We start from the raw sequence: 23325 nt of genomic DNA, 5'->3' as shown, positions 1-23325 counted from the left end.
GATAGCGCCGTCTGGCGGGCGATAGTTGATGTGGATCAAACGCCTAACAGTCGCCCGCCGGCGCGGACCAGGGCTCCCGGGACAGTACGGGACCGTTGCGTCCGGCTTGGACATTTTGTCCATGGACCGCGCTCCGTCCATGACGGCCGAGCCGGTCGCGCCCGCAAGCGGGGCGCGGTGAAGACAGTGCTCACGTCGTCCGGAATTGCAGCACGCCGTCCTTCGTCTCGGCCGTCAGCCGGCCCTCGACGATCATGTAATTGACGTGGGCGACGAGCTCGCCGGCGGCAAAGCCCATCTGGTGTTCGTCGAGCACGTGCTTGTTGAACACCACGGGTACCAGGGCGCGCGAAGTCTGCGGCACTTCGCGGCAGGCTTCCGCGATCAGGCGGCAGCGCTCCTCATGGTGGTCGGCGAGCTGCTTGATGCGGGTCTTCAATCCGTAGAACGGCACGCCGTGGCCGGGCAGCACCAGCACGTCATAGGGCAGCGTCGTGGTGAGGCTGGCGAGCGAGGCCAGGTATTCGCCGAGCGAGTTCTGGTCGGGCTCGACCGCCCAGACGCTGACATTGGGCGAGATCTTGCTCAACACCTGGTCGGCGGAGAGGAACAGCTTGTCGTCGGCGCAATACAGCATCACCTGGTCGAGCGCGTGGCCGCCGCCGGTGATCACCCTGAAGCGGCGCGTGCCGATCACGACGTCCTCGCCATGGGAGATGCGGCGGTAGGAGGGCGGCAGCACCGAGACGCGCTTGAGATAATCCTGGCCGCGGCCCAGCAACTTTTCGGTGAGCGACTCGTCCATCCCGTGGCGGCGGAAGAACAGCCGCTGCGCCTCGCGCCGCTCCTCGGTGCCGCGGTTCTGGTGATAGACCGATTGCAGATATTCGACCTGTGACATCACCAGCGGGCAGTTGAACCGCTCGACGATCCAGCCGGCGAGGCCGACATGATCGGGATGCGAGTGGGTGACGATCAGGCGCGTGATGGTGACGCCCTTCAGCGGCCCCTCGAACAGCTTGGTCCAGGCCTCGATGGTCTCCTCGTTGCCGAAGCCGGCGTCGATCATCGCATAGCCGTCGCCGTCGGCGAGCAGGTAGATGTTCACGTGGTTGAGGCGGAACGGCAGCTTGAGCCGCGCCCACAACACGCCGGGCCGGACCTCGACGATCTCGTCGTGGCCGGGGTGCTGGTCCCAGGGATAGCGCAGGGCCTCGGCCGAGGACTGTGCCGAGGACTGCGCAATGTCGGTTTTTGCGTTCATGCTACCGGCTTAAACCCGCCGCGAGCGCCGCGCCAGCCGAAAAAGGGCGGGCCGTGGTCTCCGCATGGCGGTCATACCGGAGCATTTTTCCGTAGCCCGGACGGAGCGCAGCGCCATCCGGGCTACGGAAATGCCGGCGGCTTACGCCGCCCGCATGTTGTTGAGGAACGCGTCGATCTCTCCGCGCAGCATGTCGGCCTCGCGGCGCAGCGCATCGGAGGCGCCCAGCACCTCGTTCGCCGCGGCGCCGGCCTCGGCCGAGGCGGTGGAGACGCCGACGATGTTGCTGGAGACCTCGCTGGTGCCGCCGGCCGCATGCTGGATGTTGCGGGCGATCTCGCGCGTGGCCGCGCCCTGCTCCTCCACGGCGGCCGCGATCGTCGTGGTCACGTTGTCGATCTCACCGATGATCCGGCCGATGCCCTGGATGGCGCCGACCGCCGACGTCGTGATGTTCTGCATGCTGGCGATCTGGCTGCGGATTTCCTCCGTCGCCTTGGCGGTCTGGCTCGCGAGGCTCTTCACCTCGGAGGCAACCACCGCGAAGCCGCGGCCGGCCTCGCCCGCGCGCGCCGCCTCGATGGTGGCGTTGAGCGCGAGCAGATTGGTCTGGGAGGCGATGGTCTGGATCAGATCGACCACGACGCTGATGCGGCTCGCGCTGTCGGCGAGGCTCTGCACCGTGGCGTCGGTCGCGCCGGCTTCGTCGACCGCCTTCTTGGCGATCGCGGCCGAGGTCACGACCTGCTTGCTGATCTCCTCGATCGAGGACGACAGCTGCTCGGTGCCCGACGACACGGTCTGCACATTGACCGAGGTCTCCTCGGCGGCGGAGGCGACCGCGTTGACCAGCGCGTTGGACTGGTCGGCGGTGGTCGACATGCTCTGTGCGGTCGACTGCATCGAATTGGCCGACTGCGCCAGATTGTCGAGCGCGGAGCGTACCGTGTTCTCGAACTCGGCGATCTTCGCTTCCATGCGCGCGGCACGCTCGGCCTTGGCGATACGGTCCTTTTCCTGCTCGCCGGCGAGCGCCCGGGCTTCGATCATGCTGTCACGGAACACGGTCAGCGTTTCCTTCATCACGCCGATCTCGTCGTTCTGGCGGGAACGCACGATCTCGGTGTCGAGGTCGCCGGCCGACAGCAGCTGCATGGCACGCTGAAGCTCGCGGATGCGGCGCAGGATGTTGCGGCCGACATAGAGCCAGACGAACAGCGCCGAGCCGACCAGCATCAAGGCGCCGAGCGCCAGCATCACGGTCGTCGCGAGCGAGGTCTCCTGCTGCGCCTGAGAGGTCGAGGCGTTGGTCTCCTTCTGCACGCCGTCGACGAGCTGCTGCACGCTGATGCCGAGGCCGACATTGAGCTTGCGGGTCTCGTCCAGGATGGTCTGGCCGTAATCGGCGGCGTCGAGCTCCTTCTCGCGCAGATTGAACACGCCGGTCTTGCCGGTGCCGAGCGCCAGCAGCTTCTCCGCGGTGTCGCGCAGCATCTTGTTGCCCTGATTGTCCGGCAACAGATCGAGGTTGGATCGCAGGCGGCCCTGGGCCGTCTTGAATTCCTTCTGGATGTCGTCGAGCTTGTCGCTGGTGTTGGCCGACAGCGCCGCGCTCATGTTGGCGGCAGCGAGATTGCCGCTGGCGACGACGTTGCCGAGCTGACCGACGGTCTGCGCGGCGTCGGAAGCATCCGCGGCGGACAGGTCGGCCGAACCGAGAATGGCGTTGACCCGGGTCTGAGCGTCGAGCATTGCCGGGCTGGCCGCGCCGACGAAGGCGCCCTGCGCGGTGCGCAGCGCGTCATATTGCTTGTCATGCAGGGCGGCGATGTCCAGCCGTTCGCGGGCGGCCTTGGCCAGGCTCTGCGCCGCCTCGTTGATGCTCTTCATCGTCTCGCTGAGGCCGGACACGACGGTCTTGTCGCCGCCGAGCTGGATGATCTCGGTGAGCTTCTGCTGCGTCTGCTCCTGCAGCTCCTTGAGCTTCTTGGTACGCTCGTTGAGCGCGTCCTCGCTTTGCGCCGCGAGCAGCGCCGGTCCCTGGGCCGCGAGGCTCGCGCTCAGCGCCGACAATTGCAGGCTGGCGGCAAGGCGCGGAATGTCCCGTCCGCTCAGCTCCGTCATGCGAGTTCCAAGATTCTGCAGCGCAAGGCCAGCGCCGGCTGCGATCACGAGGCCCATGCCCGCGATCACCGCGAAGGCGGTAAACAGGCTGCCGCGCACGCCCCATGTCGGCATTTTGAATCGCGGCTTGAATCGGCCAAGCAAACGGCCAACGCCCAGACGGATAGCCATCGAAAATTCCCCCAGCATTCTTGCTTCTCTTTGTGGCCGGCAGTATCGGCGCGGCCGGTTAAAAAATCGCAATCTCCGCAAACGGTTGTGCGCGTTCCGCAGAGCGAAAAAAGAAGGGCCGGCGAGATCGCCGGCCCTGTGTCATGGTAAAGTTGCGGTAACCGATCAGTAGCGCGCGCCGCCAGTGCTGGCCCAATTGAAGCGGTAGTTGACGCCCGCCTTGATGGTGTGGTCGTCGGTGGTGAACTTGCCGGTGCCCACCAGCGGACCGCCGGTGAAGCTCGCGTCGCCGAAATTGTAGTACTGGTACTCGGCCTTGGCCGACCAGTTCGGGGCGAACATGTATTCGAGGCCGGCACCGACGGTGTAGCCGTTGCGGTGATCGCCCGTGATGACGAAGGCGGTCGGCACGCCGCCGACGGTCACCTTCTCGTTGTTGTCGGAATAGGCGTAACCGCCCTTCACGTAGACGAGGCCGGGACCCCAGGTGTAGCCGACGCGGCCGGTGATCGAGCCGAGACCGCGCTGGTCGTTGGTGTAGGCGATTCCGCCCGGAAACACCGCGCCGACGCTGCCGGAGAGCCAGGAATACTGGCCCTCGACGCCGACCAGGAAGTTCGGATGGAACTGCCAGTCCCCGCCGACCTGCACGCCGCCGAGGAAACGGCCGTTGCCGTTGTTGCCGGTGGAGAGGCCGTTGAAATTGTTGTCGCTGGAGAACGCGCCGCCGACATGGCCACCGATGTAGAAACCGGTCCAGTTGTAGATCGGCGCGGCATAGGCCGGCGCGGGCGCCTTGTAATAGTTGCGGTTGCCGAGATCGGCACCGACGGCCGGTGCAGCCACGCCCACCACGAGCAGCGCAACCGTCGCAAACAGAATCTTCTTCATCGTCTTGAACTCCAGCACTCAATGTCCCCGGCAGGCGCGCTTTCCGCGCCGCGTTGGTTTTGCAGATAGCTCGCTTTTGACGAAAATGCTGTCACATGCATGGCACAGCGAGGCCCAACCTAACTTATTGGGCTGCAGTTGGTTTTCGTGCTTAATGCCAGCTTAAGAAATGCTGAAGGAAGGCTTAAATTCACAGCGTTCCGATAAGCTGCGTGCGTCCTTCGTTAACCAAGACGCCGGCGCGCCTCATCCCGCATCTGCGCGCGGAACGCCGCGCGCTTTGCGGGACGGTCTTCCTCGCGCACGTCATGGCGATCGAAGATGTCGAACTTCTCGAGGATCGGATAGCGCTCGCTCGCCATCGCGAGCACGCGCAGCACCTTGGTCGCGGATGGCGAGGGGCCGCTGACTTCCCAGCGCCGGATGGTGTCGGCGCCGCCCTTCTCCGGCAATCCGCAGAGCTTTGCCATGTCGGCCGCGGTGAGCTGTCGCTCGAGGGCATCGGAGAGGTCGACACGGAGCTGCTTCAGTTCGGGACCAGTCATGTCGCCTCAATGCGCGAAGTCGATGAGGCAATGCACTAGCGCTGATTCGGGTCCATCCGAAGGCGGGCCGTTCGCGCTGCGGCACCTTCGTCCGCGCACGGAGTTATGAACGGGCGCCTCTGGACATCGCCCGCCGAATGAACACATGGCGACAAGGGCGCCAGATTCGGAAGGGATCAGCCATGACAGGCATCAGATTCACCATCGCCGCACTCATCTCTGCCGGACTGCTCCTCACGCCCTTCACGGCTGAGGCGAAGAAGCAGCGATCGAGCCGACATTCCAGCGCCGGCGTGGTTGCCCCGAACTATGGCGGCGCGGCATCGCCGGCGGCGCAGCCGAGGGCGTCCTATGGCTCGTCGGGGCCGTCAGTTGGCACGGTCACGGCGCCCTCGGTCGGATCATACAATTGGCCCTCGGTCGGCGTGACCAATTCCGTTCCGACCTGGAGCAACACCACCCGCTAGGGCGATGCCGGCCAGTGTGTGCCGGCAAGGCGCGATATAAGGCGCGATAGTTAGATTCCCCTGCGAGCCTGGTTTCCGATCACGCAGCGCCAGGCTGCCAGTCGCTCGGCCGGATGCTGGCTCATCCAGTCGGCGAGCTGCGGCGCGCCCATCAGGCAGGACTGCACCGAGACCTCGGCGAAATCCGAGGTGGTGACGATCTGCTCGTGACAATTGGTCGGAGAGGCGAGACTGCAAAGCACCGCGATGATCTTGATCACGACCGGGTGCTCCCGTCGCCGACGAACGCCCGGCCAAGCGGCGTCTTATCCTGACCTTCGCCGGAGGGATCAGCCGAAGGAAAGATGCTGTCGTAGATGGCGCGCGCTTCCTGGATGAGACGCATCCGCTCGCGCTCGGACTTCGAGACAAATCGAATGATTTCGCCCATGTTGGCTCCGTATCATTGGCATCAGTCATCAGATGACGTGGATCATTCCATCATGACTTATGACCGCCACCCCGCTCTTGAAACGGGGTGACCGATCACGTCACTATAAAAAACGCGTGAGCGCACCCGGACGTCTCAACTTATCCGACGCCCTCGTGTGTCGAGTTGAGAAGCCGCTCACCACTTCATATTCGTTGCAAGGCGCGGAGCCGGGCGACGAACGCTGGTGTCAGCTTTACTCCATGCCGTCATCAGCAAGGATCATTCCGGAAAGCAAATGCCGCTGAACCGAATATGTTTCACGTCTTGGGGCATCCAAGTTTTTGGAACCATCGCGAAGTTCGGTGATCGACGCGGGCGCCGGCTCACGCCGCCGGCGCGCGCTCCTTTCGTCCCGGCACGGCGGCCAGCAGCTCGCGCGTATAGGCGTGCTCCGGCGCGGCAAAGAGCTGTGCCGTCGGCTTCAATTCGACAATAGCGCCGCGCTGCATCACCGCGATCCGATCGCAGATTTGCGCGGCGACGCGCAAGTCGTGGGTGATGAACAGCATCGAGAGGCCGAGGCGTGCCTTGAGGTCTTCGAGCAGCCGCAAGACCTGCGCCTGCACGGAGACGTCGAGCGCGGAGACGGCTTCGTCCGCGACGATGATCTCCGGCTCGAGCGCCAGCGCGCGCGCAATGCCGATCCGCTGGCGCTGGCCGCCGGAGAATTCGTGCGGATAGCGTTCGAGTGAACCGGCATCGAGGCCGACCATCTTGAGGAGATCACGGGCACGATCGAAGGCGACCTTCGGATCGACACCGGCCGCGATCGGGCCGGCGGCGATGATGTGACCGATCTTGCGGCGCGGATTGAGCGAGGCGAACGGATCCTGGAAGATCATCTGGATGCGATGGCGCTCGGCGCGCAACGCCTTGCCAGCGAGCGAGGTGAGATCGGTCTCGCCGATCCGCACCGTGCCGCGGTCGGCCTCGATCAGCCGCATCACGAGGCGTGCCACCGATGATTTCCCGGAGCCGGATTCGCCGACAAGGCCGAGCGTCTCGCCCTTGAGGATGCTGAAATTGACCGCGCGCGCGGCATCGACGCGGCGGTCCTCGCGAAACCAGCCGCCCGATGTCACATAGGTTTTGTCCAGCCCGATCACCTCGACCGCCCTGGCCTGGTTGTCGAGGGGGCTGCGCGCCGGCGGATCCATCGAGGGGACAGCTGCGAGCAGCGCCTTGGTGTAGTCGTGCTGCGGCTCGCTGAACACGGTCGCGGCCGGGCCTTCCTCCACCACTTTGCCGTGGCGGAGCACCACGACCTGGTCGGCGATGTCGGCGACCACGCCAAAATCATGGGTGATGAACATCACCGCCATGTTGCGGTTACGCTGGAGGTTGCGGATCAGCTTGAGGATCTGCGCCTGCGTGGTGACGTCGAGCGCGGTGGTCGGCTCGTCCGCAACCAGCACCGCGGGCTCGAGCGCGAGCGCCATCGCGATCATGGCGCGCTGGCGCTGGCCGCCGGAGAGCTGGTGCGGATAGGCGCGCACGATCCTTTCAGGGTCGGGCAGGCCGACCTCCCGTGCCAGCGCCAGCGCCTTGGCGCGCCGCTCCTTCGGCGTCAACAGGCCGTGCGCCTCGAACATCTCCGCCATCTGGTCGCCGATCCGCATCAACGGATTGAGCGCGGTCATCGGCTCCTGAAAAATCATCGCGAGCCGGCGGCCGCGCAGATCGCGCCAGCCGTCGTCATCGAGCTTGAGCAGGTCGCGGCCTTCGAACGGGATCTCGCCGGAGGCGACAGCCACCGTATCGGGCAACAGGCCCATCAGCGCATGGGCGCACATCGACTTGCCGGAGCCGGACTCGCCGACGACGCAAACGATCTTGCCGGGATGCAAGTCCAGCGAGACGCCGTCGACGGCGAAGGGACGTTCGGCACCCTTGGGCAGCGCGATCCTGAGGTTCTTGATGGAGACGGCGGGCGGGGCGGTCGTCATCTAGCGGCCCTCCCGCGACAGGCGCGGATTGAGCGCGTCGTTGAGGCCTTCGCCGATCAGGTTCAGCCCGAGCACGGAGATCAGGATGGCGACGCCTGGAAACACCGTGATCCACCAGGCCTGGCGGATCACGGTGCGGCCGGCGCCGACCATGTAGCCCCAGGAGATCAGATTGGGATCGCCGAGGCCGAGGAAGGACAGCGAGGATTCCAGCAGGATCGCGGTCGCCACCATCAGCGAGGCCAGCACGATCACCGGCGACAGCGCGTTGGGCAGGATCTCGCGCAGGATGATCCAGCTGTTGCTTTGCCCAGTGACGATTGCGGCCTGGACGTATTCGCGCGTGCGCAGCGACAGCACCTCGCCGCGCACGAGGCGGGCGACCGGCGGCCAGCTCACCAGCGCGATCGACGTCACGATCGAATAGATCGAGGGCTGCAGGATCGCGACCAGAACGATCGCGAGCGCGAAGCTCGGGATGGTCTGGAAGAATTCCGTGAAGCGCATCAGGGCATCGTCGACCCTGCCGCCGAAATAGCCGGCCATGGCGCCAATGGGGATGCCGACGACAAGTGCGACCAGTGTCGAGACGAGGCCGACCAGGAGCGAGACGCGGGCGCCGAAGATCATGCCGGCGAACACGTCGCGGCCGAGCGCGTCGGTGCCGAGCGGCACGGTCGACAGTGTGAACGGTGGCAGGAACGGCCGCTGCACCATGCGCCAGGGCGAGTTCGGGAACAGCATCGGTCCGAATACCGCGACCGAGATGGCAAGCAGCAGGATAATGAGCCCGATGACGCCGCTCGGGCTCTTGAGCATCGATGTCCAGAACTGTTTCATGAGGCGAATTCGATGCGCGGATCGACCAGGCGATAGACGAGGTCGGTGATGAGATTGAAGATCAGCACCATGGCGGAGCAGATCACGAAGACGCCGAGCAGCAGATTGTAGTCGCGCTGCAAGAGCGCGTCGTACATCAGCCGTCCGATGCCGGGCCAGGCGAACACGGTCTCGGTGATGACGGCGCCGCCGATCAGTGTGCCGGAATGCACGCCGGCCAGAGTCACGACCGGCAGCAGCGCGTTGCGCAGCACGTGGCGGCGCTGGATCACGGCGTCGGAGAGGCCCTTTGCGCGCGCGGTCTTGACGAAGTCGAGCCGCTTCACCTCCAGCATCGAGGCGCGCGTCATGCGGGTGTAGGTCGCCATGAAAAACAGGCCGAGCGTCATCGCCGGCATGATCAGGTGCTTTGCGACGTCGACGACGTGGGAAAGGCCGGTAAGGTTGGCGCCGACCGTCTCGTAGCCGAAGCTCGGCAGCCAATCCATGGTGACCGAGAACAGCAAAATGCCCATCAACGCCACCCAGAACAGCGGCATGGCGTAGAAGATCAGCGCAAAGACCGTGATGGCGGTGTCGAGAAAGGTCCCGGCGAAGCGCGCGGCGAAGGTGCCGAAGAGAATGCCGAGCATCAGCGAGATCGCGAACGCGGTCAGCGTCAGCAGCAGCGTTGCCGGCAGCCGTTCGCCGATCAGCTTGGCGACCGGTGCCTGCTGGCGGAAGGAGAAGCCGAGGTCGAGGGTGACCACGCCCTTGACGTAGATGAAGAGCTGCTCCGGCAGCGGCTTGTCGAGGCCGAACTTTTCCCGGAGCTGCTGGACGAAGACCTGATCGCTGGCGCCGGCCTCGCCCGCCATCACCACCGCAGGATCGCCGGGCGCAAGCCGGATCAGGAAGAAGTTGAGGACGACGATCGCGAGCAGGACGATCACGCCCTTCACGATCCGTTGGGAGATGAAGGAGAGCATTTTAGACAGTCATCTTGGTAAGGTGACCTTTAGCCACGGAGACGGTGCGCTCCCTCGCCCCGCTCTTGCGGGGAGAGGGTCGGGGGGAGGGGGACTCTCCGCGAGCGTATCAGCAGTTGGATTCGCGCGGACTCCCCCTCACCCGAATGTGCGCCATGCGCACATTCGACCTCTCCCCGCGAGCGGGGAGAGCTGAAGGAAGAGGCCCTCACTTGTCGAGCCATGCGTCCTTGAAGCCGTCATTGACCCCGATCCCCGTGGTGATCAGGTTCTTGACCTTGCAGCGCGTGATGGTCGGAAATTGCAGCTCGAGCATCCAGGCCACCGGCACGTCCTCGACCAGGATCTTCTGCGCCTGCTTGTAGATCTCCTTGCGCTTGGAGTCCGGTGTGGCGACCGCGCCGTCGGCGAACAGCTTGTCGATCTCCGGGTTCGAGTAGCCCTCGACGTTGTTGAACACCTGACCCTTGGCGATGGCGCTGGAGACGTAGTTGCGTCCCACCCCGAGCGCGGGATCGCCGTACTGGTAGAGATAGGTGAAGGCGATGTCGTAGTCCCAATCGCCGATCTTCTGGTTGCCGCCGGCAACGTCGGTGGCGATGGTCTCGATGGCCATGCCGACGTCCTGGAGGTTCTGCTTCACGGCTTCACCCCAGCGCTGCCAGGTCTCGCCATAGGCGAGCGGCAACAGACGGATCTTCTCGCCCTTGTAGCCGGCTTCCTTCAGCAGCGCCTTGGCCTTGGCCGGGTCGTACGGATATTTCTTCACGTCGTCGGTGTAATATTTGATGGTCGAGGCGGACGGCCCGGTCGCGACCTTGCCGAGCCCGTTCCAGATCACGTCCCTGGCGAAGTCGCGGTCGATCGCGTACATGATCGCCTGCCGCACCCGCTTGTCGGCGAGCGGACCCTGGCGGTTGTTGAGCCACAGCCAGGCCAGCGGCGAGAAGAACTCCCAGCCGGCGCCGGTGACGCAGGTGTCCTTCAGCTTGGACAGCCGCGGTACGTCGAAATTCTCGACCGAGCCGCCGGGCAGCACGTCGACCTTGCCGGTTTCATACGCCACCGAGCGCGCCGCGGCGTCGGGAATGATCTGCCAGTAGATCTCGTCGAGATAGGGCTTGCCCTTCTCGTAATAGTTCGGGTTTTTCGCCAGGCGGATGAACGAGCCCTTCTGCCATTCCTTGAACATGAAGGGGCCGGTGCCCACAGGGGCGTTGTTGTAGGGATTGGTCTTCCAGTCGGTGCCTTCATAGAGATGCTTCGGCACCATCGGCATCGAGCCGACCTCGAAGATGCCGAGGAACGGGCCGAACGGCTGCTTCAGCGTGAACACCACGGTGTAATCGTCGGGTGCTTCGACCTTGTCGACCTGGGCGAGGTTGTTGCGGGCGCGCGCATGGGTCTGCTTCAGCATCTCGATGGAGAACAAGACGTCCGCAGCGGTGAAAGGCTTGCCGTCGTGCCAGGTCACGCCCTTCCTGAGCTTGAAGGTGTAGGTCTTGGCGTCCTCGCTGACGCTCCAGCTCTCGGCGAGCTCCGGCTGGGGTTCGAGCTTGGGGCTGTAGCGCAGCAGCCCCTCGAAGATGTTGCCCGACACCATCTGGGTCGGGCCGTTCTGCACCAGTGCCAGCATGAGGCCGGGCGGCTCGGGCTGGATCACGGCATTGACCGTTCCCCCCGTTTTCGGCTCTTGCGCAAGAACTGGCTCAAATGCCGGGGCCGCAAGGCCGCAAGCCAGGAGGAGACCAAGCAACACTCGTTTCGGCATGTCGTATCTTTCTCAAGCGCGGCCAGCCGAAAACGCTTCGCAACGTCCTCGCGCGCAAAGCTGTGGCCAGCCCATCCCAGTCCCCATCCGATAGCGAGGCTCACATAGTCTCGTTCAGCGCCGCAAGATGAAAGTCGCGACAGTATCAGCACAAAAAATGTACAGCGCGTCCTGTTTCTTCGCCGTGCAATCGCACGGCAGATGGGCCCGCTCCGAGCGATCGGGGCGCTCGGTCGTGTCGAGAGCATGCCGAGGCGGTGCACAAGTCCGCGCCTGCGACCAAAAGCGTCAGACTGTCATTTTGCGCCAAGCGCCCGTCGCAATTCGTCGAGCGCCTCTGCGAGCTGCTCGCGGTGCGCGATGTCGTCCTTGGGGATGCCGGCCACGCTTCCGGCGAGCTCACGCAGGATGCCGGCGAGCAGGCCGAAATTGATGTGCAGGTGCACCGATTTGCGTTCGTCGGCTGCTCCCGGATGCTGCAGCACCAGCGCAACGCCGCTGCCGTCGAGCCGCGCCTCGAACCGCGACGAATGCTCGAAAGTGCCGACATAGAATTTGTCGGGATATTCGAGCGCGACCTCTGCCTTGTCGGGAACCGGTCTGGACATGTGAGCCTCGTTGATACCGGTCGATTCTGGCCGGGAATAGAACGGGCCGCCTTGCGATAGGTCAGAGGCGGCATGCGGATTTGATCCGGATCAAAGTGAGGCCGCCGCTTTTGCGATCCAATGGCAACTGGCGGGGCCCGGCACTCCGCGTCGCGTTCCCTCGAGCCGGTGAGACGATCGATGGACATGCAGGCCACGAATATCCCGGCGGTTGACGACAACGGACCTGATGTCGCCGGCCTCGAGCCACCGCCGGATGCGGGCGTGCAGCACTGCCTGCAATTGCTCGGCAATGCCGGCCTGCGCCCGACGCGCCAGCGTCTCGCGCTCGGCCAATTGCTGTTCCTGAACGGCCATCGTCATGTCACCGCCGAGAGCCTCTATGAAGAGGCGATGGCGGCGAACGCCTATCTGTCGCTGGCGACCGTCTACAACACGCTGAACCAGTTCACCGAGGCCGGCCTGCTCCGCCGGATCGCCGCCGACGGCTTCAAGTCGTTCTTCGATACCGACACCTCGGTGCATCCGCACTTTTATCTCGAAGGCGAGGACATGCTGGTCGACGTTGCCGAAGGCCTCGCCTTCACTGGGATGCCCGAGGCGCTTCCCGGCCACGAGATCGCCCGGCTCGACGTCATCGTCCATCTGCGCCGCAAGCGGACGTAGCGCCACACTTCACCGCAACCCGGCGCGCCTGAATCCTTCGAGATAGTGCGCGCGATCGGCGTCGTTGGCCCAGGGCAGCTGCGTCGCGATCCAGTGCAGCGAGATGCCCGGCTGGGCGCGGCGCAGCTCGCCCAGCGCCGTCTCCGCGAGCATGCCGTCGCCCGTCATGCCGGCCGAGACCGCGAGCACGCGGTAGGCGCCGGTGAGATCGCCGCGATGGCGGATCGCCTCGCGCGCGAGCGCGATGGCCTCGTCGTAATGGCGTTCGGTGAAGCGCGCATAGCCGGCGACGCCCTGATAAATCGCCAGCGAGGGATCGCGCGGCGACAGCCGGATCGCCCTCTGCGCGGCCTCGAACGCCTCCCTCGGCCGTCCGGCATAGGACAGCGCCAGCGCGTAATAGCCTTGGGCCAGCGAGAAGTTCGGATTGAGCGCGAGCGCCCGCTCGAATTCGGACAGCGCGTCCGTAAGCCTGCGCGTCGAGAAATAGACGCTGCCGAGCGCGACATGCGCCCAGGCATCCTCATGGTCGCAGCGCACCGCGGCCAGTGCGGCGGCTTCCGCCACTGGGGCCACCGCTGTGAGCTCGGACCAGCCGAGATGCGCTCCGAACATGTCATTGGCCGCCAGCAGCGACAGCGCCTGCCCGTAGTTCGGATCGATCGCGATCGCGCGTTCGAGCAGCGTCCGCGCGGCCTCGTGATCGCACCTCGTCACCTTCCAAAAATGCGACAGCGCCCGCATCAGGAGATCCCACGCGTCCAGGCTCGCGGGCCCCTTGCAGTGGGCGCGAAAACTCTCGGCCGCGTGAATCTGCGGCTCGATCGCCGCGGCAATCGCGTTTGTGATCTCGTCCTGGACGGCGAAGACGTCGACCAGCTCGCGGTCATAGCGCTCGGCCCACAGATGGCTGCCCGAATTGGCATCGTTGAGCTGCGCGGTGATGCGGACACGGCTGCCCACCTTGCGCACGCTGCCTTCGACCACGTAGCGGACGCCGAGCTCCTCCGCGATCTGCCGGATGTGGACTGCGCGTCCCTTGTAGGTGAAGGACGAGTTGCGCGCGATCACCATGAACCAGCGCTGCTTCGACAGCGCGGTGAGGATGTCCTCGCTGATGCCGTCGCCGAAATAATCCTGTGCGGGATCGCCGCTCATGTTCTCGAAGGCGAGCACCGCGACCGCCGGGCGATCCGCCGCGCGCGGCAGAGCGAGCTTGGCTTCAGCCGGCACGATCGAGGCTGCCGCTTCTTCCCGGACTTCGCCGACGAAGCGAAAGCCCTTGCGCGGAATGGTCTTGATCAGCCGCTGTGTCGCGCCGTCGTCGCTGATCGCCTTGCGTGCGGCGTTGATCCGGCTGTTCAGCGCCGAATCGGAGATGATCCGGTCGCTCCAGATCTGGCTGATCAGGTCATCCTTGCTGACGACACGCGCACGTTGTGCGACGAGATAGAGCAAGAGATCGAATACTTGTGGCTGCAACGGCACGGCCGCCCCGCCGCAGGTGAGCTCCCGCAGGTCGGCGTCGAGCACGTTGTTTTCAAAGCGAAATCGCACGGCTTCATCATCTCAAGCAAAAATCAAAGTCGTCTCAGGCGAAAATCAATGGTCCGCGAAAGCCCCAGGCCCGTCCGGGGTGCATGGTGAAGCAACCAACGAAGTGCCGGCGTTCTGGCACAACGGAGCTGTTTCATGACCCAACTCGATCATCAGGTTCATTCGATTGGCCCGGGGGTTGCGGGCTTGCGTAGTTTCAAAATCATCGCCTTTTTGTACGGAATTGCGGCGTATCTCGTTTTTTTCGTCACCATTCTCTACGCCATCGGCTTCGTCACGGGTCTGGTGGTGCCCAAGACGATCGACAAGTCCATCGACACTGGAACCCAGAGTTCGACGACCGAGGCCGTCATCATCAACCTGCTCCTGATGTCGATCTTCGCCGTTCAGCACAGCGTGATGGCGCGGCAGCAATTCAAGGCGTGGTGGACGCAGTTCGTCCCCAAGCCGGTCGAGCGAAGCACCTATGTGCTGCTGGCGAGCCTGTCATTGCTTCTCCTGTTCTGGCAGTGGCGTCCGTTGCCTGCGGTCATATGGAACGTCGAGAACCAGAATCTTGCCGTGACTCTGGTCACGCTGTCCTTCGCGGGTTGGGTCCTGGTGTTCACCAGCACCTACCTGATCAATCATTTCGAATTGTTCGGATTGCATCAGGTGACCAACCACCTGATCGGCAAGGAGACGCCGCCGCCGCGCTTCAAGACGCCACTGCTCTACAATTTCGTCCGCCATCCGATCTATCTCGGTTTCATCATTGCGTTCTGGGCGGCGCCGACCATGACCGCGGGCCATCTGCTGTTCGCGGCCGTCACCACGCTCTACATCTTCGTCGGCATTGCTCTGGAGGAGCACGACCTCGTCGCGGTCTTCGGCGACGAGTACCGGCAGTACAAACAACGGGTGGCGATGCTTATTCCCTGGCGCCGGTCACACTAACGCAAGCGCGGCGCCGCGCGTCCCCCGAACGGAGGACGTCCAGTCGCGTCGTGTGAGTTACGCAAGCCTCGCACGCGTCCGTCCCCTCAAAGTCCCCCGGGGTGATCTCCCCCTTCACCCCGACACCCTCTCCCCGCATCCCGTCTTCCCGAGCTATCGTGGAACAGGGGCGGGGAGAGGATTTCTCCCCTTCATCAAACGGAGACGACCCAATGAAACATGTCGGAAACTGCTTTTGTGGCGCCGTGACGATCGAGGTCACGGGTGCCCCGGAGGCGATGGGCTATTGCCATTGCCGCTCCTGCCGGTCGTGGTCGGGTGGCCCGGTCAACGCCTTCAGCCTGTGGAAGCCCGAGGCGGTCCGCGTCAGCGAAGGTGCCGAGAATGTCGAGACCTTTGCCAAGACTCCGTTGAGCCAGCGCCAATTTTGCAAGAAGTGCGGCGGTCATCTCATGACCAACCACCCGCCGCTCGGCCTCATCGACGTTTTCACCGCCACCATCCCGACGCTCGCTTTCGCGCCCGGCGTTCACGTCAACTATGCCGAGACCGTGCTGCCGATGCGCGACGGCCTGCCCAAGCTGAAGGATTTTCCGGCCGAGTTCGGCGGCAGCGGCGAGATGATGCAGGAATAGCGGCGCCGGAATCGTGAGGGCGGCGGTGCGCCGCCCTCATATTCTTCAAGGCAGAACGACGACGGCCTAGCCGCCGCGCGATTCGACGACCTTGCGGCAGCTCTCCGAGAGCTTCGACTTGTTCTCGCGCAGGCAGGCATTCATCTGCGGCGGCTTGCCGATATGTTCGGCGCAGAACTTGCTGGCATCGCCGCGGCAGGCCATTTGCTCCTGAACCGATGGCCCGGATTGCGCGGACGCGGGCAGGGCGGCAGTGGCGAGCAGCAGCGCGGCAAGAACCGAAATCTTCATAAAGCACCTCTTTGGGATTGTCGTTGGTCCCGCCTGGGATCAAGCGGCCGGACGATCCCGCAAAGGCCGGGCGCCGGTCCATGCCATGTTCATGGCACCGGCCGGTCCTTGCGGCCGCGGTACCCCCATCTTCATGGCATGTATCCGCGCCCCGTCTTTTGTCATTCAGGCTGCACCTCGGCTGCGAAATCCGGTGATTGCATCGGGACGCCGAACGGGAAGCAGGAGAGCAAGAATGTCGAAGAGAGCTGGAGCGCTGAGCGCAAGGCTGACGGTCCTGGCACTGACGGTCACGGCGCTCGCGGGCGCGGGGATGGTGTTGCTGGGCACGAGCCCGGCGCATGCGGTGGTCTATTGCAAGACCGTCGGCGTGCCCAAGGGTTGCGTGGTGCGGCCGACGGCGGCGGTGGTGGTCGCCCCGGGAGCGCCGGTTGCCGCGGCGGCGGTCGCAACGCCCGGCGTCGGCGCGCCCGGTGTCGGTGTCCGCGCGGGAACGCCGATGAATCGCGGCGGCCCGGTCAACCGCGTTGGCAGGCGCTGATATTTCCATTGGATTGATTGCATTGCTTCGGGCCAACGGGGCCTGCGGATGAACACCCCCCGTCCTCCGCAGGCGTATTTACCCGGCCCGTCCCCTCTCTCCGTGCGCCCCACACGTTCGGGGAGGGGGCTTTTCAGACCGTTGCTGCGTCGCTGTCGGGGAAACGCTGCGGCAATTGCAGCCGCACGCGCGTGCCGGAGGCATCCGAACTCAGATCGAGCGCCGCACCGCAGCGCGCGGCGCGGCTTCTCATGTTGCGCAGGCCGCGCGCGGTCTGGCCGTTGCGTCCGGCCTCGTTATTTTCGTTCGGTGCAAAGCCCTGGCCGTCGTCGGTCACGCTGATTACGCCGTACGGCCCCTGGCCTGCGTCGAGCGTGTCGATGGTGACCGCGATGCGGCGAGCCTGCGCGTGCTTGACCGCATTGGTCACGGCCTCGTCGAGGATGCGTACGATCTGGATGACGTGCCATGGCCGCAGTTCCGGATGCAGCGGCAGTCCCTGCGGCGTCGCCACGCGCCAGTCCAGCGCGATGTCGTGCGGCCGCAATTGCGCGCTCGCGCGTTCGCGCCAGGAGCCGAGGGCGAGCATCAGGTCGCCGCCGATGTCGTCCATGGAATCGATGACGAGACGCAGATCCTTCAACGCGGCACGGGCAGCGTCGGTGATGGTCGCGCCCTCATGGCCACGCTCGGAGAGCGCGACGATGCTGACGAGCTGGCCGCCGAGGCCGTCATGCAGGTCGCGCATCAGGCGTGTACGCTCGTTGGCAAGGGCGGCGGCGCGTGCGCGCTCCTCCTCGCGGGCAAAGCTCGCCTTCAGCCGCTCCTCGGCCTCCCGCACGCGCGTCACGAGCTGGCCGGCAAAGCTGTCGACCTGGTTCAAGGCGCGGGCGAAGCGCCAGGTCAGCCCGGCGCCGATCGCGACCAGCATCGCCGAATAGGACAGGCGCGAGACGAAGATGCGTTCGTTGCTCACGATCTCGAACACCGTGAGCATGTCCTTGATCCAGCAGACCAGCACGATGGTCACGGCGCACCCGATCATGAAGCTTGCCGCATCCTGCCGCCGCACCACGGCGGTCGCGGTGACGCAAGCCATCACGAAAAGGCAAAGCCCGACCGTTGGGATGCCGAGCACCAGAAACAGGATGCGCGGCAGCGGCGGGCCGCCGATCAGCCCGACCACGAACACCACGATTCCCGGCACGAACACCAGCGTGCCGTAGCGAGGCCAGCGCCAGCCGAAGAACAGCACGCCGAACATCACGACCAGCGCGCTCTCGATCGGCGCGGACGCCAGCAGCACGGCGGCGAGCCGCGACGTGGCGGCCGGCGGCACTGGCGGAGGCGCGAACGCCTGCACCACGCCGAGCACCATCGCGGTCGCCAGCACGCCATAAACCGGCTCGCGGCGCCGCATCAGCCACATGATCGCGAGGATGACGGCCAGGATCGACTGCCATGCCGAGAATACCACCGGCAGGGTGACGAACAGCAGGGTGCGCGTCTCATAGGCCGGGCGCAAGGCGACATCCGGCCCGACATAGACGGTGTCGAGAAAGCCCTTGAGCGGTCCCCACACGAACAGCCGCACCGTGATCTCGTTGCTGCCATCGCGCAGCAGCGAGGCGGGGATGGCTGCGATCTCAGGCGTGTTGCGGTCGGGCCGGTTGGCATTGGCATCGCGCCGGGAGTCGAGCACGACGACGCCGTTGACGGCAACCTCCACCGCGTTGCTGAAGCGTGGCAGGTACACCGACCAGCCCGCGGCTGCATCGTCGCGCCGGAAAGAGAAGGCGCCGGCGTAGAACGGCGGGTCAGCCAGGGAGTAGCGCGACGACGTGAAATGCGGCAGCGTCACGGGGCGGGTCAGGCCGTCTTCGCGCGCCGAAAAATCGCTCACCGCGAAATCGTCAGGGTCGCTCGGCTGCAGCAGCCGCAGCCCGAGGATGGTGACGATCACGATCAGGACCTGGAGCAGCAGATAGGGCACGAGGCGCGAGGCGATCAGCTGGCGCCGCGGTCGCGTCGGTGCCGTCGTCGTTGCCTTGGTAGTTGCCTTTGTAATTGCCTTGGCCGGGATCTCGCTCACAGCTTGATCAGGCCCTGCTGCACCGCCTCGAACACCGCTTCGCTGCGCGTGTGCACCTCGAGCTTGCGGTAGATGTTCTTGATATGGCCGGGCACGGTCTGCTTGGACAGGCCGAGATGGCTCGCGATTTCCGCATAGCTGAAGCCTTTTGCGATGCCCCAGAGGATGTCGATCTCGCGCGGCGTCAGCTTCGCGGTGTTGAGCACGGGCCCGGGCGGCGGCTCTGCCGAGTTCTGCGCGGCGCCTTGCGTTCTGCGCACGATGAAGCGGGCGATCGAGGCCGAGATCGGCGAATGGCCGGCGACCAGATCGCGCACGGTGGTGGCGATGTCGGTTGGGAAGGCGTCCTTGAGCAGATAGCCGGTGGCGCCGACGGTGATCGCGGAGATCACGCTTTCCTCGTCTCCGAGCGCCGAGATCACCATGATCTCGGTGTCGGGGAAGCGCTGCCTCATCTCGCGGATCAGCTCGATGCCGTGGCCGTCGGGCAGCCGCAGATCGGTCAGCAGCACGCGGGGCGCGCCGCCGGCGAGCGCGGCACGGGCTTCGCCGAGCGTGCCGGCGCTGCGCACCTCGTAGCCGGCCTTGACCAGCGCGTCCTGGAGCCGCCAGCAGGTCGGTGCGTCGTCCTCGACGAGGAGGATGGTGATGATTTCACCCGTCTCGCCCTGTTCAGTCATGATCATGGTCCCGCACCCGCGTGTCCCCCGCGGCGCAAGGACAAGTTTAGCCGGTGAGGGGATGCCGTGACACCCATAATCATGGGGGCGGGAGCGACGGTCCCCGGGTCAGCGCGGGTCGAAATGAGAGAACGTATCCTTGCTCAGGAGGACATCGACACGGTGCACGCTGGCCGCTTCGGCCAGGATGGCGTTCATTCGCGTCACGTCGCGAAAGATGTCGCCGCCGCCGCCCTCCACGTGGGCCTGGCGTCCCGCCAGATCGGGAAACGCTTCGAAGATGCCAAAGCTCGTCTGTGAAAAGCGAACGGCGAACCATGGTCCGGTTGCGGGTTCGTCTTCGACGCATGCGCGAATGTCGCGCAACATCTGCACGACGGCCTCCTCCTGGCCAGGGCGGGCTTCGATCTGAATGAAGAACGCCTTGCGGCCTTCAGGGCCTTGCTCTCCCAGCACCTGCACGCCCTTGTGGGGAGCGGGCGAGCCGGTCGAGGTCTGCGATGAGGGCAATTGGGTCATGGGCGCGGTTCCTAGTGTTGATGCGCCCTCTGTAGGATATCGCCTGCCGCGAGAGGTGCCGGAACGTCGGCATTCCTTGCCTAATCGTCCAGGTCGGCTTTCAGGTCAGCTTTACTTCGCGGGTCGTCATGGCCAGAATTGTTGCCATGTCGCACGATCTGAAGCAGGCCATCCTGCGCTACACCGGAGAGCACAAGCGAGCGGAGGGCGTCACCGTCACGCCTGTCCACGGCCTGTACCTGGTCAGGCACACGGCACCGAGCGAATTGGAGCACACCTTGGCGCACCCATTGGTGTGCCTGGTCCTGCAGGGTTGCAAGCGAGTGACCACGGGCAGGGGCGTGTCATCCTATGCTGCGGGGTCGACGATGATCGTCACGAGCAGCCGGCCGGAGGCGACTCGAATCAGCAAGGCGAGTCCCGCCGTTCCCTACCTGGCGATCGCGCTGGACCTCGATCCCACCGTGATCACGGATCTGATCACGAGAGCACCCGAATTCCATTCATCGCGAGCCGCGCCTGAGACAAGCGAGGAGCTGCGCGATGCCTTTCGTCGGCTGGTGCTGCTGTTGGATCGGCCACAACCACTCGCGACGCTGAAGGATGGTCTGATCCGGGAAATTCACTATTGGCTGCTGCTTGGCCGCCAGGGCGCCGCCATCCGCAACCTGGGTCTGTCCGACAGCCACGCGCAACGCATCGCACGCGCCGTGGCGATGCTACGTGCCGACCACGCCCGGCCCGTGCAGGTCGAGCGCCTGGCGGCGGCGGCTGGCATGAGCCGCTCGGCGTTTTACCAGCATTTTCGTGCCATCACGTCGCTGTCGCCGCTGCAGTTTCAGAAACATCTCAGGTTGATCGAGGCGAGACGCTTGATTTTGGAGGGGAAGACCTTGAGCCAGGTGGCCTTCAAGGTGGGCTACGTCAGCCCCTCGCAGTTCAGCCGCGAATACACCCGCATGTACGGGCAGCCGCCCAGCGTGGACAAGAAGGCCGCATCCGACCAGTGGAGAAAAGACGACGCTGGCGAGGCGGTCGCGGCGCGATTGGGCTGACCGCCCAATCTTGCGAAGCCGTGGATTCACACCCCGGCCGGCTCACGACAGATCGACCCGCGGCGGCGGATAGCGGCGCGCCAGCATAGATAGCGACAGACGCCGTTCGTCCTCCGGCAGCTCCAGATAGGCCAGCACGAGCGGCCGCTTCCAGTCTCCGATGCCGAAATCCATCGCCCTCCATTTCTGCGGCTCGGGGCCTTCGAGACCCCGGACCCAGACGAAATAGCGGGGAAGGTCGTCGGCGTCCGTCGTGCGTGTCCTGGCCATCAAACTGTCCGCGGCATCGGGTCGGTTGCTACAGGATATAGGGATTGGCGTGGCGAAGTCGAAGCCTCGGAAGAGCGTAATCTCTCCTCCTCGTCATTGCGAGGAGCCCTTGCGGCGAAGCAAACCAGACTGTCTCCGCCGACGCATTCCTGGATTGCTTCGCTGCGCTCGCAATGAAGATGTGGAGGCACGCGGGCCAAGAACATGGTTCTCGGCCGGAGCGCGGCCAGCCCGAACGCGCCGTCGCAGGATCGAAAAATTCTGCCTGACCGAAATTCGGAAATATCGAATGTCGCGTTCATCCTGGCCCATGGACAAGGGGCGTTTCGCGATCAGGCCCGTCCGCTGCTTCTGCCGATCAGCGCCACAAGTCGCAGGTCGCCACGCGGTTGATGTCGGCGAGGCGCCGCGCGGCATCTCCGTGCAGATCGAGGCTTTCGACCAGCGTCAGCAGGCGACGATAGGCGCCGTCGGCGACCTCGACCGGGAGCGGCGCCTCGTCAAAGGCCTCGACATAGCTGCCGACGATGCCGCTGAGCAGGCGGCACAGGCCGCGCTGCGCGGGATTGCGCCGGCCGAGCGTCTCGAGCTTGTGCTGGAAGGTCTGAAAAGTCCGCAAACCGTGGTGCTGTTGCAAAAGCCACGCGTGCAGGTCGTTCATATGAGCTCCTTCGAGTAACGGAAGAAGCTACCGGTTTATACAGGTGGGATGTGACGATGGGAAGGGGAGCTGTGTCGAGACAGTCCGTCTTCGCCAAGAGGCTACGCCGGACACGCTTCGCCCTTCACCTCCAGCGTGGCTGCGCCACGCGTAGCCCGAAGGGCGAAGCGTGGTGCCCCTGGCCGGCAGTCACCTATTTCCTTAACTATCCGAATTTATGGCGATTTTAGTCACGGATTGCTGCCGATACCAGCAGAAATACCAGCAAGCTGAGACGCGCGGTACTCGCTGGCAAAAAATAAGCCAGCAGGCTCCCCGGCAGCAGGCGCGCCCCATGCCGTTCTGGTCTCCACAAGCGCCACGACCGGAATCGAACCCGGCTCCGACTCGAATCCCGATAGGATCGCCCAAACTTGATATCGCGAGGTCAAGGGAGCGCCTTGTCATGCGTAGTCTTTACACTTTGCCCCACGATGCCGAGCGAGATACGTACCTCGTGTTGAACGACTTCGGGGCGAGTCGGTTGCGCCTGGCCAGACCAACACTGAAAGCGCCGGCAGCGACCACTACGCCCGCGGCTTCCGCTCGATCGCCTCGACCCTGCTTAACGATGAGGGCACGTCGGCAACCGGAAAGCAGAAAGCCGCCGTGCGCCTCCGTTTGGCGTTTGCGTGATAGTGGTAATGAAATCATGACCGCAGGATCATGCCATGGCTGATGTGCCGAAGCTCGTCGAGGAATTGTGGAGCTTAACGCTGCTCGAAGCTATAGAACTCGCCGAGATTCTGAAGAAGAAGTGGCGACCGCCGGAGGTATCTCTAGCCGATATAAAGCGCTATCTTCCGCATTGGCCCGATGCAGTCATTGAACTGTGGCTGTTCTACCTCGCAAACCGCAGCGCTGGCGATACGGGTTGGCCGCCGCCGGAGCCGCTCGGCAATCACGCATGGGCAGCCATCCTTGGATACAGGCCCCTTTCATGGTGGCGAGAGGTTAGCTGGAAGCGCGAAACGACTGACTGTGGCTTTGCAAATCTCTGCCAGGGTACGAAGGTCATTGTGGCGCAGATATTGATGGAGAAAGCAAGCGGCACCATTGATGAGGAGACCGGGAGGCGATTCAAGAGGGGGGCCGATTACCTGATGAAGAATGGCGTCTTCGAAAAGCCGCTAGTTGCGATAAGGCTTCCCGATGGCTTGAGCATCCTCGACGGTAATCACCGGATAAGCGCATTCTGTGGCCTGCAAGAAACCCCCGCCGAATTACTGGAGCCGCGCGGTTTAAAGAAGCCGGCGCCCGAACAAGACCTATAGATTGGGACGCACAGCGGCGGCGAAGTGCCGCTGGATTATCTG

Annotated in this window: 25 protein-coding genes; 7 read left to right on the top strand and 18 right to left on the bottom strand. The window is 64.6% G+C overall.

The window, feature by feature from the left end; translation table 11 throughout:
• Nucleotides 1–190: 190 nt before the first annotated feature.
• From RPS27_RS18165 to RPS27_RS18150, 4 genes are all read right to left on the bottom strand, one after another.
• Nucleotides 191–1264 carry an MBL fold metallo-hydrolase gene (locus RPS27_RS18165; protein WP_211418734.1) on the bottom strand — a complete coding sequence of 358 codons (1074 nt, stop codon included), beginning with the start codon at nt 1262–1264 and terminating at the stop codon, nt 191–193.
• Nucleotides 1265–1405: 141 nt separating this feature from the next.
• Nucleotides 1406–3559 (bottom strand): methyl-accepting chemotaxis protein, encoded by a 2154-nt coding sequence (locus tag RPS27_RS18160; RefSeq protein ID WP_211418733.1) that lies wholly within the window; start codon nt 3557–3559, stop codon nt 1406–1408.
• 165 nt (nt 3560–3724) lie between these two features.
• Nucleotides 3725–4450: an outer membrane protein gene (locus RPS27_RS18155; protein WP_194405790.1), complete on the bottom strand. Its 726-nt coding sequence runs from the start codon at nt 4448–4450 to the stop codon at nt 3725–3727.
• 224 nt (nt 4451–4674) lie between these two features.
• Nucleotides 4675–4995 carry a hypothetical protein gene (locus tag RPS27_RS18150; protein WP_194405791.1) on the bottom strand — a complete coding sequence of 107 codons (321 nt, stop codon included), beginning with the start codon at nt 4993–4995 and terminating at the stop codon, nt 4675–4677.
• Between the two features lie 182 nt (nt 4996–5177).
• On the opposite strand from RPS27_RS18150, the gene RPS27_RS18145 reads away from it, so the two are divergent.
• A complete protein-coding gene (locus RPS27_RS18145) occupies nt 5178–5462 on the top strand; it encodes a hypothetical protein (protein WP_212065867.1) in 285 nt (94 codons plus the stop codon).
• A gap of 50 nt (nt 5463–5512) precedes the next feature.
• Here the strand turns inward: RPS27_RS18145 and RPS27_RS18140 are convergent, their stop codons facing one another.
• The 7 genes from RPS27_RS18140 to RPS27_RS18110 form a co-directional block, all read right to left on the bottom strand.
• Complete coding sequence (locus tag RPS27_RS18140) at nt 5513–5722, bottom strand: hypothetical protein (RefSeq protein ID WP_194405795.1); 210 nt, start codon at nt 5720–5722, stop codon at nt 5513–5515.
• Nucleotides 5719–5892: a hypothetical protein gene (locus tag RPS27_RS18135; RefSeq protein WP_194405796.1), complete on the bottom strand. Its 174-nt coding sequence runs from the start codon at nt 5890–5892 to the stop codon at nt 5719–5721. Before RPS27_RS18135 ends, RPS27_RS18140 begins: the two co-directional genes overlap by 4 nt.
• Nucleotides 5893–6257: 365 nt before the next feature.
• Nucleotides 6258–7880, bottom strand: a complete 1623-nt coding sequence (locus RPS27_RS18130) for an ABC transporter ATP-binding protein (protein ID WP_211418730.1) — start codon at nt 7878–7880, stop codon at nt 6258–6260.
• The gene (locus RPS27_RS18125; RefSeq protein ID WP_194405798.1) at nt 7881–8720 is read right to left on the bottom strand and encodes an ABC transporter permease; all 840 of its coding nucleotides are present in this window, start codon (nt 8718–8720) and stop codon (nt 7881–7883) included.
• Nucleotides 8717–9688 carry an ABC transporter permease gene (locus RPS27_RS18120; RefSeq protein ID WP_194405799.1) on the bottom strand — a complete coding sequence of 324 codons (972 nt, stop codon included), beginning with the start codon at nt 9686–9688 and terminating at the stop codon, nt 8717–8719. Before RPS27_RS18120 ends, RPS27_RS18125 begins: the two co-directional genes overlap by 4 nt.
• 208 nt (nt 9689–9896) lie before the next feature.
• Nucleotides 9897–11459: an ABC transporter substrate-binding protein gene (locus tag RPS27_RS18115; RefSeq protein ID WP_212065868.1), complete on the bottom strand. Its 1563-nt coding sequence runs from the start codon at nt 11457–11459 to the stop codon at nt 9897–9899.
• 296 nt (nt 11460–11755) lie between these two features.
• Nucleotides 11756–12067: a hypothetical protein gene (locus tag RPS27_RS18110; protein WP_212065869.1), complete on the bottom strand. Its 312-nt coding sequence runs from the start codon at nt 12065–12067 to the stop codon at nt 11756–11758.
• A 180-nt stretch (nt 12068–12247) separates the two neighbouring features.
• Between RPS27_RS18110 and irr the strand changes: the two genes are divergently transcribed.
• Nucleotides 12248–12733 carry a Fur family transcriptional regulator Irr gene (gene irr / locus RPS27_RS18105; RefSeq protein WP_249131572.1) on the top strand — a complete coding sequence of 162 codons (486 nt, stop codon included), beginning with the start codon at nt 12248–12250 and terminating at the stop codon, nt 12731–12733.
• A 9-nt stretch (nt 12734–12742) separates the two neighbouring features.
• Here irr and RPS27_RS18100 read toward each other — a convergent pair whose 3' ends face one another.
• Nucleotides 12743–14290 carry a winged helix-turn-helix domain-containing tetratricopeptide repeat protein gene (locus RPS27_RS18100; protein WP_313754147.1) on the bottom strand — a complete coding sequence of 516 codons (1548 nt, stop codon included), beginning with the start codon at nt 14288–14290 and terminating at the stop codon, nt 12743–12745.
• A 135-nt stretch (nt 14291–14425) separates the two neighbouring features.
• Here RPS27_RS18100 and mddA point away from each other — a divergent pair, with 135 nt between their 5' ends.
• Both mddA and RPS27_RS18090 read left to right on the top strand, forming a co-directional pair.
• Nucleotides 14426–15226: a methanethiol S-methyltransferase gene (gene mddA / locus RPS27_RS18095; RefSeq protein WP_212065871.1), complete on the top strand. Its 801-nt coding sequence runs from the start codon at nt 14426–14428 to the stop codon at nt 15224–15226.
• A gap of 212 nt (nt 15227–15438) precedes the next feature.
• Nucleotides 15439–15861, top strand: coding sequence for a GFA family protein (locus tag RPS27_RS18090; protein WP_211418721.1), 423 nt, complete (start codon nt 15439–15441; stop codon nt 15859–15861).
• 66 nt (nt 15862–15927) lie between these two features.
• Here RPS27_RS18090 and RPS27_RS18085 read toward each other — a convergent pair whose 3' ends face one another.
• Nucleotides 15928–16152: a hypothetical protein gene (locus RPS27_RS18085; protein WP_194405809.1), complete on the bottom strand. Its 225-nt coding sequence runs from the start codon at nt 16150–16152 to the stop codon at nt 15928–15930.
• 235 nt (nt 16153–16387) lie between these two features.
• Here RPS27_RS18085 and RPS27_RS18080 point away from each other — a divergent pair, with 235 nt between their 5' ends.
• The gene (locus RPS27_RS18080) at nt 16388–16693 is read left to right on the top strand and encodes a hypothetical protein (protein WP_212065872.1); all 306 of its coding nucleotides are present in this window, start codon (nt 16388–16390) and stop codon (nt 16691–16693) included.
• Between the two features lie 133 nt (nt 16694–16826).
• Here RPS27_RS18080 and RPS27_RS18075 read toward each other — a convergent pair whose 3' ends face one another.
• From RPS27_RS18075 to RPS27_RS18065, 3 genes are all read right to left on the bottom strand, one after another.
• Complete coding sequence (locus tag RPS27_RS18075; RefSeq protein ID WP_313754146.1) at nt 16827–18785, bottom strand: ATP-binding protein; 1959 nt, start codon at nt 18783–18785, stop codon at nt 16827–16829.
• A complete protein-coding gene (locus RPS27_RS18070) occupies nt 18782–19465 on the bottom strand; it encodes a response regulator transcription factor (protein ID WP_194408158.1) in 684 nt (227 codons plus the stop codon). The genes RPS27_RS18075 and RPS27_RS18070 overlap by 4 nt, the downstream gene beginning before the upstream one ends.
• 108 nt (nt 19466–19573) lie before the next feature.
• Complete coding sequence (locus RPS27_RS18065; RefSeq protein ID WP_211418719.1) at nt 19574–19984, bottom strand: putative quinol monooxygenase; 411 nt, start codon at nt 19982–19984, stop codon at nt 19574–19576.
• Nucleotides 19985–20130: 146 nt separating this feature from the next.
• Between RPS27_RS18065 and RPS27_RS18060 the strand changes: the two genes are divergently transcribed.
• The gene (locus tag RPS27_RS18060; protein ID WP_212065873.1) at nt 20131–21039 is read left to right on the top strand and encodes an AraC family transcriptional regulator; all 909 of its coding nucleotides are present in this window, start codon (nt 20131–20133) and stop codon (nt 21037–21039) included.
• Nucleotides 21040–21081: 42 nt separating this feature from the next.
• Here the strand turns inward: RPS27_RS18060 and RPS27_RS18055 are convergent, their stop codons facing one another.
• Together RPS27_RS18055 and RPS27_RS18050 are read right to left on the bottom strand one after the other, a co-directional pair.
• Nucleotides 21082–21309 carry a hypothetical protein gene (locus RPS27_RS18055; protein WP_194405812.1) on the bottom strand — a complete coding sequence of 76 codons (228 nt, stop codon included), beginning with the start codon at nt 21307–21309 and terminating at the stop codon, nt 21082–21084.
• 358 nt (nt 21310–21667) lie between these two features.
• Nucleotides 21668–21970, bottom strand: a complete 303-nt coding sequence (locus RPS27_RS18050) for a hypothetical protein (protein ID WP_212065874.1) — start codon at nt 21968–21970, stop codon at nt 21668–21670.
• Nucleotides 21971–22680: 710 nt separating this feature from the next.
• Between RPS27_RS18050 and RPS27_RS18045 the strand changes: the two genes are divergently transcribed.
• Nucleotides 22681–23283 carry a hypothetical protein gene (locus RPS27_RS18045; protein WP_006022661.1) on the top strand — a complete coding sequence of 201 codons (603 nt, stop codon included), beginning with the start codon at nt 22681–22683 and terminating at the stop codon, nt 23281–23283.
• Nucleotides 23284–23325: the final 42 nt, after the last annotated feature.

Origin of the sequence: Bradyrhizobium sp. WYCCWR 12699 (assembly GCF_032144035.1) — a bacterium.
GTDB lineage: Bacteria > Pseudomonadota > Alphaproteobacteria > Rhizobiales > Xanthobacteraceae > Bradyrhizobium.
The sequence above is the reverse complement of the archived record's forward strand: the minus strand, read 5'-3'. Positions and strand labels throughout refer to the sequence as shown.